This is a genomic window from Rossellomorea vietnamensis, from assembly GCF_008180615.1.
GTDB classification, from domain to species: Bacteria; Bacillota; Bacilli; order Bacillales; family Bacillaceae_B; genus Rossellomorea; species Rossellomorea vietnamensis_D.
Genome location: NZ_VTEH01000005.1, coordinates 203160 through 217500 on the forward strand (window position 1 = coordinate 203160; position 14341 = coordinate 217500).

At 43.9% G+C, this 14341-nt stretch carries 13 protein-coding genes (1 of these 13 running past the window's edge); 10 read left to right on the forward strand and 3 right to left on the reverse strand.

From position 1 onward, the window contains the following. Positions 1–271: 271 nt before the first annotated feature. Together FZC79_RS09685 and FZC79_RS09690 are read right to left on the reverse strand one after the other, a co-directional pair. Positions 272–4783, reverse strand: coding sequence for a glutamate synthase-related protein (locus FZC79_RS09685; RefSeq protein WP_148946619.1), 4512 nt, complete (start codon positions 4781–4783; stop codon positions 272–274). A gap of 178 nt (positions 4784–4961) precedes the next feature. Further along, positions 4962–6257, reverse strand: a complete 1296-nt coding sequence (locus FZC79_RS09690) for a glutamate-1-semialdehyde 2,1-aminomutase (RefSeq protein WP_148946598.1) — start codon at positions 6255–6257, stop codon at positions 4962–4964. Positions 6258–6435: 178 nt separating this feature from the next. On the opposite strand from FZC79_RS09690, the gene FZC79_RS09695 reads away from it, so the two are divergent. The 9 genes from FZC79_RS09695 (at position 6436) to perR (ending at position 13295) form a co-directional block, all read left to right on the forward strand. After that, positions 6436–7476 carry an ABC transporter ATP-binding protein gene (locus FZC79_RS09695; RefSeq protein WP_148946599.1) on the forward strand — a complete coding sequence of 347 codons (1041 nt, stop codon included), beginning with the start codon at positions 6436–6438 and terminating at the stop codon, positions 7474–7476. A gap of 12 nt (positions 7477–7488) precedes the next feature. Continuing rightward, positions 7489–8280 (forward strand): ABC transporter permease, encoded by a 792-nt coding sequence (locus FZC79_RS09700; RefSeq protein ID WP_148946600.1) that lies wholly within the window; start codon positions 7489–7491, stop codon positions 8278–8280. Between the two features lie 3 nt (positions 8281–8283). Continuing rightward, the gene (locus FZC79_RS09705) at positions 8284–9069 is read left to right on the forward strand and encodes an ABC transporter permease (protein ID WP_148946601.1); all 786 of its coding nucleotides are present in this window, start codon (positions 8284–8286) and stop codon (positions 9067–9069) included. A gap of 125 nt (positions 9070–9194) precedes the next feature. Further along, positions 9195–9629, forward strand: a complete 435-nt coding sequence (locus FZC79_RS09710) for an ion channel (RefSeq protein ID WP_148946602.1) — start codon at positions 9195–9197, stop codon at positions 9627–9629. Positions 9630–9684: 55 nt separating this feature from the next. Continuing rightward, positions 9685–10155 (forward strand): thioredoxin-dependent thiol peroxidase, encoded by a 471-nt coding sequence (bcp, locus tag FZC79_RS09715; RefSeq protein ID WP_148946603.1) that lies wholly within the window; start codon positions 9685–9687, stop codon positions 10153–10155. Positions 10156–10531: 376 nt separating this feature from the next. Further along, positions 10532–10978, forward strand: coding sequence for a hypothetical protein (locus FZC79_RS09720; RefSeq protein WP_148946604.1), 447 nt, complete (start codon positions 10532–10534; stop codon positions 10976–10978). 277 nt (positions 10979–11255) lie between these two features. Further along, on the forward strand, positions 11256–12206 hold the full coding sequence (locus FZC79_RS09725; protein ID WP_148946605.1) for a D-2-hydroxyacid dehydrogenase: 951 nt from the start codon (positions 11256–11258) through the stop codon (positions 12204–12206). A 3-nt stretch (positions 12207–12209) separates the two neighbouring features. Continuing rightward, entirely contained in the window at positions 12210–12764 is a 555-nt protein-coding gene (locus tag FZC79_RS09730; RefSeq protein WP_148946606.1) for a cob(I)yrinic acid a,c-diamide adenosyltransferase, read from the forward strand. 93 nt (positions 12765–12857) lie between these two features. Further along, complete coding sequence (perR, locus tag FZC79_RS09735; RefSeq protein ID WP_187442718.1) at positions 12858–13295, forward strand: peroxide-responsive transcriptional repressor PerR; 438 nt, start codon at positions 12858–12860, stop codon at positions 13293–13295. A 75-nt stretch (positions 13296–13370) separates the two neighbouring features. On the opposite strand, the gene FZC79_RS09740 is transcribed toward perR, so the two are convergent. Beyond that, positions 13371–13718, reverse strand: a complete 348-nt coding sequence (locus tag FZC79_RS09740) for a YgzB family protein (RefSeq protein ID WP_148946608.1) — start codon at positions 13716–13718, stop codon at positions 13371–13373. 152 nt (positions 13719–13870) lie between these two features. On the opposite strand from FZC79_RS09740, the gene FZC79_RS09745 reads away from it, so the two are divergent. Next, positions 13871–14341, forward strand: partial view of a nucleotidyltransferase-like protein gene (locus FZC79_RS09745; RefSeq protein ID WP_148946609.1) — the 5' portion only. The gene runs 405 nt beyond the window's last position; the window shows 471 of its 876 coding nt (coding positions 1–471); the start codon lies at positions 13871–13873; its stop codon lies off the right edge, out of view.

The window sequence follows — 14341 nt, forward strand, 5'->3', positions numbered from 1 at the left end:
CCAGGAATTTTTCTGTTTTGATGTATCTCGCTTCGCCAGCGAGGTACATGATCCAGGAATATTTCTGATTTGATGTACCTCGCTTCGCCAGCGAGGTACATTATCCAAGGATATTTCTTATTTGATGTACCTCGCTCCGCCAGCGAGATACATGATCCAGGGATATCTCTGATTTGATGTACCTCGCTCCGCCGGCGGGGTACATCATCTACAGATTTCTCACTATTGATGCACCACGCTTCCTAACAAATCACCAACAGCCAAACGCTGCTTACTCTGTAGATACAGATGGATCTGCTTGTTCTTTAGAAGGGATGACTTGAAGGAAATGTTTGCCCGGTGATTCCAGGAGTTTTCTTAAGCCTTCCGCTTCCTGGGGCTGTTCGGTCTCCAGTGTTTTAATGTACTTAGAAAGAAGTTCAGTGACATCTGCGACTCCTTGCTCATTCAACGACTGAAGCTGAACTTTGGCACCTTTGGCAATACGTCTGGTAATAGCTTCTTTTGTCAGCCCCATCTCAGGCTGGTGGCGAAGATAGACGACTCCGCCTGTCATACCTGCGCAGATCCATGGTCCAGGATCTCCAAGCACGAGACCGCGTCCATTTGTCATGTACTCAAAGGCAAATCCTTTAATGTTGGCATTTGCGCCCAGGTTTCCGTGTTCTCGAGCGGGTATCGGCTTTGTTACCTGGCCGCCGATGACCATGTCTGCTCCTGACAGTCTTATCCCGGCGCGTGCATCTGCATTGCCTTGCACCATCAATAAACCTTCCTGAGCTCCATAGCCAAAACCTTTTCCGGCAGAGCCATTGAAGAATAGATCATTTTTGGTTCTGCCTTTCGTGACGACAATGCTTCCGCCGTAGCTTGATTTACCTAGTCCATCCTGTGCTCCTCCGCTGACAGTGATATTGATGCCGTCAACATTGTAAGCACCCAGACCGTTTCCTGGGATAGAACAATCTTTGTAAGAAAGCTGGACCGGCTGTAAATCAGAATTGGCGTTCTTGAGCTTGGAACGCACACGGTGTCCGGAAGCTCGGCTGCCCAGTACACGCTGATTTGAAATTACGCCTGAGAATTCTCTTGAAAGGTGCAGTTCTTCCACACTGCTGTCAAGGTATTCACCTGATACAGCCTGAAGCAATCTTGGCTGTTCAAGAGAAGCGGCTGCTTCTTTATGAAGCTGTCCGATTTCAAGCGGCTGAAGAAGTGTGGACAGGTTCATGGATTCATTTCCTCTGACTTGTTCCAACAGGTCGGAACGCCCCACAGCATCCTGAAGGTTCTGTATACCGATGGATGCGGCAAGAGATTTCAATTCTTCTCCAAATGCAGTGAACAGGTTGGTAAGTCCGGAGACAGCCAAGTCAAGCTGCCTTGGTACGAAACGGCGTAAACCATGATCTTTCGCTTGTGCTTCCGATTCGATCTGTGTCGCGATACCGACATGGCAAGTGTCGAGATGACATCCGCGGCATGTTGTACAGCCTATCGCAATCATTGACAGAGTGCCGAATCCGATTCTGTTGGCACCAAGAAGCATCACCTTCATTACATCCTGCATGCTTTTGATTCCGCCGTCAGCCCAGATTTCGACAGTGTCTCTCAAACCGGCTTCAAGCAAAGCGTTGTGGGCTGCTTTCACCCCGATTTCTACCGGAAGTCCGACGTGCTGCAGTGCATGAATTCTTGCTGCACCGGTTCCGCCGTCAAAACCGCTCAATGTAACGATATCTGCCCCCGCTTTGGCAATTCCGACAGCGATGGTGCCAATATTAGGTACAACTGGTACTTTTACAGCCACTTTAGCCTGGTCATTGGCCGTTTTCAGTTCATGAATCATTTGAGCCAAGTCTTCTATCGAATAAATGTCATGGTTGTTGGAAGGCGAGATCAGGTCAGAGCCGATTGTTGCATTACGGGCCTGGGCGATTTTCGCCGTGACTTTTGAACCTGGAAGGTGTCCGCCTTCACCCGGTTTAGCTCCTTGGCCAATCTTGATTTCGAGCAGATTGGAAGAGTTCAGAAGCTCGGCGTTGACACCGAAGCGGCCGGAAGCAATTTGCTGTCCGCGTGAATTTGGATATTTGCCAATCATATCCTTGATCTCTCCGCCTTCTCCATTCAAGCTCACCATATTGAGGCGGTCCGCTGCTTCTGCATAAGCTCTGAACGCAATTTCGTTCTGGGAGCCGAATGACATGGAGGCAATGGCAAAAGGAAGACTGTGGCTGCCTACACTTATATCTACTTTTTCAGGATCAATTGGGTTATCGGACTTTTTAAGTGAAGTCAAATGCCTGATTGTTACAGGCTTTGTCTCTTCCTGCTCAGTAATTTTTTCTCTATACCCCGTATAATCACCGGTTCTGGCCACATCTCCAATTGCCTTCCAGATACGAGGGAACAGATGAAAGCTCTTGGAAATTCTTTGTTTTTCATCAAAGTAATCTGCTGCTCTTTGGATTGAATCCTTTTTCATTTCCTCGAAATTGAATGCAAGGCCTTCAGCACCGAAGAAGTTGACGATGTCCAGTGTCCTGGCAACTTCTTCACTCAAGCCTATGGAAGAGAAGAGTCTTCCGTAACCTCTAAGTTCATGAATGCCGATAGTGGAGATGACTTTTTCCAATCCTTTTTGCAAAGAAGTGTATAAGTTCAGCACTGGCTCGTTGGACTCTTCCTCCATTACAGTCAGGAACATATAGTAAGGGCTGATCGCGTCAGCTCCGAAGCCGTAAGCAACTATGACGTCATGAAGGGAGCGGATTGCTGCCGAACGAAGAAGCAGTGAACAGTCTCTCCTTAAAGAGTCGTTAGTCAGGCGCTGGTCGACTGCTGCTAAAGCAAGGTGGGGATCGAGCCACAGCTTGCCATCATGGTGTGAATCTCCATCATCCAATACGAGCAGTGTTTTGCCGGAAGATACTGCCTCTGCAGCTTCATCTGCCAATCTTTCTAATGCTGCTGGAATCGTCTCTTCCTCAGAAAAGGTAATCGAGATGAAATGACATAAATTGTCTGATTGGAACAGATGCACTAATCCATCATAGCTTGGCTGCTGTAAAGTTTCTGCAGCCTGCCAGCCGGCTTTGCCTTCAATGACAAGGGGAGTCAGCAATTCAACGGCAAGGGATTCTTCTGTCCTGCTGTTGTAGTGCGGTCGTTTCCCGATGATTGTCCTTGTGGAAAAATGCTCTGTTTCACGGTCTCTGTCGATGGCCGGATTGGTAACAACAGCAACGCTTTCCTTTATGAAGTCCGTCACGTTTTTTCGGTTAGGATTGATGGCTGCAAGGGGAGAGTCATGTCCGAGCGACCGGATCGGCTCCGCGCCTTTTTCTGCCATCTGCTCCAGCAGCTGAACCTGTTCACGTTCCCAGCCGAATGCATTATACTGCCCATTTTCAATGCTGGTGGGATAACTCATCATAATATTTTTTGGAAGATTAAGTGTTTCAAGCCTGCTCTTGTATCCCTTAAAAGCGATGCGGGTTTCAAAGCGGCTGTGGATTTCATTTTGGAAATCGGTATATTCATATTTTTTGATTGTATCATTATCCCAGGCAAAACCTATTTTCTCACCTGGAGAGAGTGGCTTTGGATCTGCGGTGAATTCCGAAGAATTGATTATGCCCGGCTCAGATGCGAAAACATATGCGCTTTCCACTTCCAGCATCCAGAGCGGGCGCAGTCCCAATGAATCCACACTAAAGACAGCTTCTTCTCCAAATCTTGACACAATACCGGCAGGACCTTGAGCAAAATGTCCCCACGTTTCTCTTAAATAAGCGTAGAGGTCCTGAAGATGATCGGGATATTGCTTGATTTCATTAATAATTGGAGGAAACACTAACTCCATGGCTTCAAAAAGGGAGTAGCCGTCTCTTCCAATAAGGGTTTCAATCGTTCTATTAAGGTCCTGCGAATCACTGCCGTTTTCCACAAGAGGTACATCAATTTTTTTTGCTTCAGCTCTAAGTTTGCTGATGGTATTGATTTCACCGTTGTGGCCAATGACGCTGAACGGCTGTACCCTGAAAAAGTTAGAGAGAGTGTTAGTTGAATAGCGGTTATGCCCAAGAGTCATAGTGGAAGCGATTTTCGGGTGTGTCAGATCCTTATAGTATTCCCGGAGTGAAGCACCGGCTCCCATAACTTTGTAGACAACATGATCAGGGCTTAAGGATGCCGCATGGACAGCGCTGTTTTCTTCAATGGAATTCTGCAGATCAAATAAGCTTTGATAGATTTCAGCTCTTTCCAGTTCTTCCGGTGCTAGAAGTGCCGTTTGAAGAAAATGCGGGTTTTCTTGTGCTGCAATGGGCCCTAGTGTTTCTGGTCTGGTTGAATCGAGAGTGGTTAATACAACCTGTAATCCTTGTTTTTCAAGTTTGGCGACAATTTCCTGTTTTCCTTGGTTTACTGGAATTCCTTTAATGAAAAAGTGGCCGATAATGAATCGGGGTGATAGTGCTAAAGAGGGATCGATAGAAGCGGCTTCGAGTTTTTCGGACCAGACGGCTCTTGGAATATCAATATGTATGCCAGCTCCGTCTCCTTCGCCGTTTATGAAACCTGCCCGGTGATCCATCGTAACCAAAGCATCGATGCAGCGTTCAATATTTTCCCTGGTGGGTAATTTGTTTTTTTCAATGGAAGCAACAATTCCGCAAGCATCATGAGCACCGTGATGAAAGTCTCTAAAGAGCTCCGGGCTCCAATTTTGTCGTAGTTCGTTCAATAAAAGCACCTCCGTAAAAAATGCAGAATACATACAAAATATTCTGAATACTAATTCAATGATATCACAAGAATTTTCAGAATTCAATTTTTTATTCAAAATAATGGATGGTTAGAGAGAGTGCTGAAAAGAAAAAGACGTCTGTAAACGCTTTCATTAAAAGAAATAGAAAAAAACAAGGAGGAAGCCCCCCTTGTATAAATGTGAATGTTTATGCGTTTTGTAATTGTTGAAATGCATAGTCGACAGCTTCGATGGTCTCTTCGATATCTTTCTCGGTGTGGGCAGTTGTGATGAACCAAGCTTCATATTTTGATGGTGCAAGGTTGATGCCCTGGCGAAGCATGAGGTTAAAGAATTTCGAGAACATTTCTCCATCTGTTGCTTCAGCCTGATCGTAATTTTCCACCTTTTCGGTTGTAAAGTATAAGGTAAGAGCGCCTTTCAATCGGTTGATTGAGATAGGTGCCTCATATTTTTGGGCTGCTTTTAGAATGCCTTCTTCTAAAATGGCGCCCAAACGGTCGAGTTCCTCATATACTCCTTCTTCTTTCAGTACTTCGAGGCAGGCGATTCCTGAAAGGATGGAAGCAGGATTTCCGGCCATAGTTCCTGCCTGATAAGCCGGTCCAAGAGGTGCGACTTTTTCCATGATTTCGGCTTTCCCGCCATAGGCCCCGATTGGAAGGCCGCCGCCGATGATTTTGCCCATTGCCGTTAAGTCAGGTTTGACGCCAAGCATATCCTGAGCTCCGCCATACATGAAGCGGAATGCTGTAATTACCTCATCATAAATGACAAGGGCGCCTGCTTCATGGGAAATGTCATTGACCTGCTGAAGGAATCCTTCTTTTGGTTCGACAATTCCGAAGTTGCCGACAATCGGCTCAACAAGGACTCCGGCGATTTGATCTCCCCATTTTTCCATAGCTTCCCTGAATGGCTCAATATCATTAAAAGGAACGGTGATGACCTCATTGGCGATGCTTTTCGGTACCCCTGCAGAGTCTGGTGTGCCTAAAGTTGCCGGCCCGGAACCTGCTGCCACAAGGACAAGGTCTGAATGGCCATGGTAGCAGCCTGCAAATTTGATGATTTTGTCTCTGCCGGTGTAAGCCCTGGCAACCCTGATAGTCGTCATAACTGCTTCTGTTCCAGAATTGACGAATCTGACTTTATCCAGGTTCGGCATAGCTTCTCTCAGCATTTCGGCAAACTTCACTTCGAAAGGTGTAGGTGTTCCGTATAAAATACCGTTCTCAGCAGCCTTGGTTATGGCTTCTGTTATATGAGGATGAGCATGGCCAGTGATGATGGGACCGTAAGCAGCAAGATAATCGATGTACTTGTTGCCATCCACATCCCAGAAATAAGCTCCGTTGGCCCGCTCCATGGCAACAGGGGAACCTCCGCCGACTGCTTTGTATGAACGTGAAGGGCTGTTCACCCCGCCCACGATGCTTTCTAATGCTTTTTTATGTAAACGTTCAGAGTTACTGAAGTTCATGGTATTCCTCCTTCTTTTTTCTGAATCTCTCACTCATTTTAGTATGATGTCAATTAATGCGCAAATGAATGGAATCATAATGGATCAAGGAAGATAGTGGGGATTAAGCATCTGCCGCTCTGAATCTGTGTGGACTGTGTTACACTATTTCATGGTTTGTATGGAAGGAGGAGCAGATATGAATGCAATAGAAGTCCAAAATCTTCGAAAAGATTTTAAAGCCTACTCCAGCCGTTCTGGTTTAAAGGGTGCTTTTCGTGATTTATTTACCCGCAATTATAAAGTCGTTTCGGCGGTTAATGATATAAGTTTTACAGTGAAACAAGGAGAGATGGTCGGTTATATCGGTGAAAATGGTGCCGGTAAATCGACCAGTATCAAAATGCTGACAGGTATCTTGACCCCGACGTCAGGTACGGTGACGGTCAATGGCATGAACCCTCATAAGGAGAGGGAAAAGTTTGTCAGCAGTATAGGTGTTGTGTTCGGCCAGAGATCTCAGCTTTGGTGGGATATCGCAGTCCAGGAATCTTTTCAGCTTTTGAAAAAGGTTTACAAGGTTCCGGATCAACAATATAAAGAGCACATGGATCATGTCATCGAGACGCTGGAAATAGCCCCTCTGCTGGACAAGCCTGTCAGAAAGCTTTCCTTAGGGCAGCGAATGAGATGCGAACTCGCTGCAGCTCTTGTGCACAATCCGAAGCTGTTATTTCTCGATGAGCCGACAATCGGGTTAGACGTGCTTGTGAAATTGAAGATCAGGCAGTTTTTGAAGGAAATCAATGAGAAATATAACACGACCATTCTGCTTACGACACATGACCTTACTGATATCGAGGCACTGTGTGAACGGGTAGTCATGCTCGATGAAGGACAGATCATCTATGACGGAGCCCTTCAGAATCTGAAAACAGAATGGGGAGAACAGAAAGAAATTGTATTCCAATTCATTGACCAGCCTGCAATAGAAGGCTTGAATACACTTACTGCTGAGCTGGGAGCACAATGGCATCTTGATGAAAAAGATATGAGTTTCTCAGCGCTTATCGAAGCAGATGATAATAAAATATCCGAATTGATCGGCCTCGTTGTTTCCGCCTATAAAGTCAGGGACATGAAGATCAAGGAGACGACAACAGAAGAGATCATCCGCAACATTTATGAACAGGGCGTTGTCGATATCAAACCAGCACAACGAGAAGCAGTGAAGGCATAGGGGGGATCGGCAATGGCAAAATATATTGAGATGATCCGCATCCGCTTTTTGATGATGCTTGCTTATCGAACGAATTATTACAGCGGTATCCTGATTTACAGCATCAATATCGGTGCCTATTACTTCCTGTGGCAGGCTATTTATGGAGGGAAAGAGGATATCGAAGGGTTGTCTGTTATTCAAATGACCACTTATATCGCGGTTGCCTGGATGGCGAGGGCGTTTTATTTCAATAACATCGATAGAGAGATAGCAACCGAAATAAAAGAGGGAAAAGTGGCTGTCGAATTGATCAGACCTTACAGCTACCTCGGAATGAAAACCATGCAGGGTCTGGGAGAGGGCATATTCAGGCTGCTGTTTTTCTCCGTTCCCGGTATGGTGATTGTAGCACTTGTATTTCCTATAGAAGTGTCAGCTAATGTTTCCACTTGGCTGATCTTTGCCGTCTCCATCATTTTCAGCTTCATGATTAATACACAAATCAATTTGCTGACTGGAATTACTACTTTTTTCTTATTTAACAATGATGGATTAATACGTGCTAAACGGGTCGTTATCGATCTGTTTTCAGGACTCCTGCTGCCAATTAGTTTCTTTCCTCTTTGGGCGCAGGAGACAATGAAGTTTCTGCCTTTTCAAAGCATCAGTTATGTTCCGAGCATGATTTTTACTGAAGGCTATAAAGGCTTTGAAGTATATGAGGCTCTCGGCATGCAGGCTGCTTGGGTACTCGTATTGATGGTGCCGATCTGGGCGCTGTGGCAGATTGCCAAAAAACAAATGACTATTCAAGGAGGGTGAGAAGTGTTTTACCTATCAATGTTCTTCCGGTATATTTCCCAATATATGAAAACAAGATTGCAGTACCGAACAGATCTTGTTGTTGAAATACTTTCTGACCTGCTCTTTCAAGCTGTCAATCTAGTCTTTATCCTGGTTGTTTTCGGCCACACCCAATTCTTAAGCGGCTGGACCCGGGACGAAATCATCTTCATCTATGGGTTCTTCCTTGTTCCGTTCGCCCTGTTTTCAACTTTCTTCAATATCTGGGATTTCAATGAAAGGTATATTGTGAAAGGCGAAATGGACAGGATCCTGACCCGCCCGATTCATAGTCTCTTCCAGGTCATTCTGGAGAGGATGGAGCTTGAATCACTGTTCGGAGTCGTGACGGGAATTGTCATCATGGTTTATGCAGGGAGGAACCTCGGCCTCACGATAGAATGGATGGACCCGATCCTGTTTGTGTTGTTTGTGGCAGGCGGGGCACTGGTTTACGCAGGGATCTTTATATGCCTTGCCAGCATCGGATTCTGGTCAGATGCGAAAACCTCCATAATGCCGATGATGTACAATATCGGAAATTACGGCAGATACCCGGTGGACATATACAATAACGTGATCCGGTTTGTCCTGACTTGGATCCTTCCTTTTGCATTCGTCGGTGTTTATCCGGCCGCCTATTTTCTCGGCAGGGAAGAGTGGTATGTCTTTTCCTACCTGACTCCGCTGATCGGCACAGCCTTCTTTGCGCTTTCCATTTTTCTTTGGAATGAAGGGGTCAAAAGGTATCGGGGAGCAGGGAACTAGAATGGATCCTAACGAACATCTTCTATTTATAGAAGGTGTTTTTTTGTTTGCTCAACATGATTCGTGATGTCTAAACGTAAGATGTAAGACAGGCATTTAAAAGCAATATCCAAAAGGGTTGAGGAATGATGGTTTATATATTGGTAACTGCTATAGTGTTTTGTATGGTGATGAGTTTAAGAACCCTCTTTTTTCCGTCAAAATGGAGAGAAAAGCATCTCTCCATTAAGAATTTTCTTTTGTTGGGCATTTCTTATCTTGTGCTGATGCTGGGTTTTGGACTGGTCTACGTCCTTCTGGAAGTGGAAGGAATCGACCTGCTGACAGAGGGAGGAGAAGTAATTCAAGGAGATTTTCTTGATCACTTGTTCACCTGTTTATATTTCAGCGGAGTCACCCTGTTTTCTGTTGGATATGGAGATGTGACGCCTATAGGAGTGGGAAGGGGAATTGCGCTCGTTGAATCATGGCTGGGGTATACCATTCCTGCCGCTTTTGTGATAAAAACATTTTTTGTCGATGAACAGAGAGGAAAGCCGCCTGGAAGGACAAACAGTTGAGCACTCCATTCATTTTGGGTAAGCTAAAAGTATTCAAATGATAGGAGGATCTTAAATGACACTTGAAACAGGGAAGAAGGCCCCGCAATTTGAACTTGAAGCCAGTAATGGTGAAACGGTAAAACTCTCTGATTACGAAGGGGAAAATATCGTGCTTTATTTTTATCCCAAAGATATGACTCCGGGTTGTACCACGGAGGCATGTGATTTCAGGGACCAGCATGATCAATTCGAGGATCTTGATGCAGTGATCCTTGGCGTAAGTCCTGATCCAAAGAATAAACATGAGAAGTTTGTTGAGAAACATGGACTGCCTTTCCTTTTGCTCGTAGATGAAAATCATGAAACGGCGGAAGATTATGGGGTCTGGAAGCTGAAGAAAAACTTCGGAAAAGAATACATGGGCATTGAGCGGTCAACCTTCATCATTGATAAAGAAGGAAATATCGCAAAAGAATGGAGAAAAGTGAAAGTGAAGGGCCATGTAGAAGAAGCGCTGAATTATATAAAAGAAAACCTTCAATAAGGCCTATTTTTAAAAAGAGGAGGCTTTTGTCCATTCACTTCCCTTCATATTACATAGATTAAAGTAGGGCATACCTCCTCAAATAAGTCTCGGATCTTTGACGGCTGCATAACGCGGCCGTTCTTTTTTTTATGGCTCTTTTCGTAAACTTTGTTGCTGTTTATTATGTCATTCGGAAAATAACACCGTAATTCCCCCGACATAGCAAGAAGGAAAAGAGTTACCACCTCTGTCCAAAGAGAAAATCCTCCGTATCCAGGGGAAATCCGGCTTTTGGGATTTTTTCCAAAGCAGCAATCTATGCGAAAACAACCTTATTCGTTCACTAAACACCCAGTTCTGCATACACTATCGCAAAAACAGGAGGTGCATTCAGGTGAAAGTGAATACAGCCGGAAGTTCCAATAATGCCCCTGAATCAGCGGAAATAACAAGCATTTTAAAAAACGAGAACGAGCTTTTGCAAAAACAAAACCTGAAGTTGATGGCGGAACTAGAGGAGTTAAGGGCTCAAAACCAGTTATTGCAGGAGCATCTGGAAGCTGTGGAGGAAACGGTGGATTCTCCGGTATCTTTAAACGAACTCGTCAGTGTTTTTCAAGACTTCCTGCCGTTTGATGCCAAATCATTCGGAGAAGTGAATACCGCAATTTTGGATTCGAATTTCGCGCAGCAGATATTTGCCATTGAAGATGTAGAAAGCGAGCATATCGGTGACTTCTTGGAGGGTATTCTGGAATTGGATAAAGCAATAAATGGAGTGGAAGGGGAAGCGCCTATACTTCAGCTCGAGATAATAGAGAATGACGAAGAAAAGGCATAGATGAAAAAAGTAAGCTATTAAGAATCAACGGTTTTACTTGTAAAGCTTAATACAGTAAACTTCAGAACAAACCGGATAAACAGTATTACACTCAAAAAGGCTTAGAGAGGCAATGATCTCTAAGTCTTTTTTTATGAAAATCTGTTATTTAGCGTAAATGGGAGTCGAAGTGTTCATCTACCCTCCACAGGCACTCCACTTCTAAACCATTTAATAGGAATTAGAAGATTGAAATGATAAAATAAACTTACAAAGCGCTGGAAATAGAGGTGCCATAATGAAAGTACTGTACACATTTCAAGCACCGGAGAAATTACTAAGAGAAATAGAAGAGGAGCATCCCGGGTGCCGGTTTGAGTATTTTGACTCAATGCAGCAAGCTTCAGATTGTTTGCCTGAAGCAGAAGTGATTGTCACTTTCGGAGAAGACATGACTGACGAACATATTAGGAAGGCTCGGAAGCTGCGCTGGATTATGGTCATGTCAGCCGGCTTGGAGTTAATGCCCTTAAAGCTTATTAAAGAAAAAGGCATTTTAGTGACCAATGTGAAGGGTATCCATGCTGTACCGATGGCTGAATATGCCTTGGGATCCATGCTCCAGCATGCCAAACAATTTCCCAGGGTCAGGGAAGATATCAGTCAGGGTCTGTGGGAGAGGGAGGCTCCAAGTTCTGAATTATTAGGGAAAACCTTGCTCATCCTGGGGGCTGGTGCGATTGGAAGAGAAATCGCCAGACTGGGTAAAGCTTTCAGAATGAAGGTTTTGGGTATAAATACTAATGGATTCCCAAAAGCGGACTTCGATGAAATGTATCCTCTTAAAGAGTTGAAGAACGTACTCGGAAAAGCGGATTATGTGATATCTATCCTTCCGAGTACATTAGAAACCAGATACTTATTAAAAAAAGAGCATTTTCAACGTATGAAGAAGTCCTCTGTATTCATAAATATAGGAAGAGGGGACTTGTTTGAAAGTTCCACTCTTATTGATGCGCTGCAGAATAACGAACTTTCACATGCTTATCTGGATGTCTTTGAAAGGGAGCCGCTGGAAAGGGATCACCCTTTCTGGAAGATGGATAAAGTGACAATCACTCCGCATCTGTCCAGCAGGACCGAATATTACCTTCCACGTTCTTTTGATATATTTAAAAAGAACCTCACAACTTATATTTATAATGGTAATGATTATATAAACAAAATTCAGGTGGAAAGAGGGTACTGAGTTATGAAGATTTATACTAAAACTGGTGATAAAGGGACGACTTCCCTTGTATACGGGCAGCGTGTTTCCAAAGCAGACCGCAGAGTGGAAGCCTACGGGACCTGTGATGAAGCGAATTCTTTAATTGGCCTTGGGTTAAGCTATATTAAGAATGAGTACTTTGAAGATCGCGGGGAGTTCGAAGCGGTCTTCCATAAGATTCAAACGACCTTGTTCCATGTAGGTGCAGAGCTCGCGACACCTTCTGGGAAAGAAGTAAAATGGAAGGTGACGGAAGAGGATGTGAAGAACCTTGAATCAACGATCGATAAGTGGGACTCCGCCTTGACTCCGTTATCCAACTTCATTCTTCCCGGCGGCCATCCTGCAGGAGCGGCATTACATACTGCAAGAACGGTTGTCCGCAGAGCGGAGAGAGAATCGGTCAGTATTGAAGATGAAGTTAATCCGCTCGTCTTGTCGTATTTAAATCGTCTCTCAGATTTCCTGTTTGTTGCAGCAAGATACATCAACAATCAGCTTGGAGAAAAGGAACAAAATCTTCATCAAGGGAATTAATGAGGAGTTTTATTGACAAAACCTTACCAACGTTAGTACACTAATTATAAACATTATAAAATAATAATCTTTATGGAATAGAGGTGCATGGCGATGTCAGAGGTCCAATTGAAAGAAGCGATCGACACGCTGAAGGAAACTGGAGTCCGTATTACTCCCCAACGTCATGCGATTTTGGAATTCTTGATACATTCTATGGCGCACCCAACTGCTGATGATATTTATAAAGCATTAGAAGGTAAGTTCCCGAATATGAGTGTAGCGACAGTCTATAACAACCTGAGAGTCTTCAGGGAAGTGGGATTAGTAAAAGAGTTGACTTATGGAGACGCATCCAGCCGTTTTGATTATGTGACAACCGATCATTATCATGTAATTTGCGACGAGTGCGGAAAGATCGTCGACTTTCACTACCCGGGACTGGACGAAGTGGAACATCTCGCTTCACACGTCACTGGTTTCAAAGTTCGCAATCATAGGATGGAGATATACGGAACCTGCGATGACTGCAGTACGAATAAAGAACATTAAAAAAGGAATTGCCGGATATTTCGGCGATTCCTTTTTCTTATCCTTTGAGTGCAACAGCACTGTTTCTGAAAAGGGTTACCCCTTTTTATTGTAACTTTCGTTGAAATCTTTTCCTTCAAGACCTTTGTCAAGAGTCAAAGGCTCATTGCAATACATGCACATATCGACTCGTCCGAGAATTTTGGTAGGTTTGCCGCAATTCGGGCAAACAACCTGTACCGCCTTGGTGGATAACATGCCGATCCAGAAGTAAACAACAGTACTTCCAACTATAGCGAGTAATCCGAGCAGCATAAAAATAGTCATGACGATAGGGTGTTCTCTAAAGAAAATTCCGCCATACATAATGATGAAGCCGATAAAAATCAAGCTCAGAGCAAACGTGCGGATTTTATTAATTTTACTTGAATATTTTTTGGCCATTATTGTCCCTCCTAAAAAAATACTATACCATATTTACTTGGTATTGAGTGCTGCGGACATGAGTTTGTCGAAATTTGACTGTGGAAGAGGGAGGATTTTTTATTTCCCCGTCGAAATAGTAATCCAATGAAAGTAAGTGGAGGAATCAATAGATGGAAGATATATTAAGACCCATATACCAAGAAAGAGCAAGCCACCCCGATACTTTAGGAGTACTGATGATTGACCAGCGGCAAAAAGCTAGCCCGCTGACAGATACTTTTGATATTGTTTTACTTATTATAGTGAAGGAAAGCGAAACTCCTGTTTTTATAAAGCATTATTCCTATGAACAGCAAAAAGCGGCCCTTCATATAATAAGTGAGGAAAAATTGAAAGAATGGATGCTTCTCGGGACAAACAGAAAGATCGTAGAATGGCTGTTTAACGGAAAGATCATTTTTGACAGAAATGAATATATAAGCAATTTAAAAATGGAACTAAGGGATTTCCCGTTCTATGGAAGGAAAATAAAAATAGGATTGGAGTTTTCTAAACTTATCCGCAGGTACCTCGACGGAAAAGCATTTTTTGAAAACAAACATCATCTTGATGCTTATAACCATGTCGTTCATTCTTTGCAC

Excerpts from the sequence above, each read along its gene's own strand:
- FZC79_RS09700 (WP_148946600.1), top strand. The coding sequence starts at position 7,489 with ATGGCAAAATATATTGAGATGATCCGCATCCGCTTTTTGATGATGCTT.
- bcp (WP_148946603.1), top strand. The coding sequence starts at position 9,685 with ATGACACTTGAAACAGGGAAGAAGGCCCCGCAATTTGAACTTGAAGCC.
- FZC79_RS09730 (WP_148946606.1), top strand. The coding sequence starts at position 12,210 with ATGAAGATTTATACTAAAACTGGTGATAAAGGGACGACTTCCCTTGTA.
- FZC79_RS09695 (WP_148946599.1), top strand. The coding sequence starts at position 6,436 with ATGAATGCAATAGAAGTCCAAAATCTTCGAAAAGATTTTAAAGCCTAC.
- FZC79_RS09710 (WP_148946602.1), top strand. The coding sequence starts at position 9,195 with ATGATGGTTTATATATTGGTAACTGCTATAGTGTTTTGTATGGTGATG.
- FZC79_RS09725 (WP_148946605.1), top strand. The coding sequence starts at position 11,256 with ATGAAAGTACTGTACACATTTCAAGCACCGGAGAAATTACTAAGAGAA.
- FZC79_RS09690 (WP_148946598.1), bottom strand. The coding sequence starts at position 6,257 with ATGAACTTCAGTAACTCTGAACGTTTACATAAAAAAGCATTAGAAAGC.
- FZC79_RS09740 (WP_148946608.1), bottom strand. The coding sequence starts at position 13,718 with ATGGCCAAAAAATATTCAAGTAAAATTAATAAAATCCGCACGTTTGCT.
- FZC79_RS09685 (WP_148946619.1), bottom strand. The coding sequence starts at position 4,783 with ATGTATTCTGCATTTTTTACGGAGGTGCTTTTATTGAACGAACTACGA.
- perR (WP_187442718.1), top strand. The coding sequence starts at position 12,858 with ATGTCAGAGGTCCAATTGAAAGAAGCGATCGACACGCTGAAGGAAACT.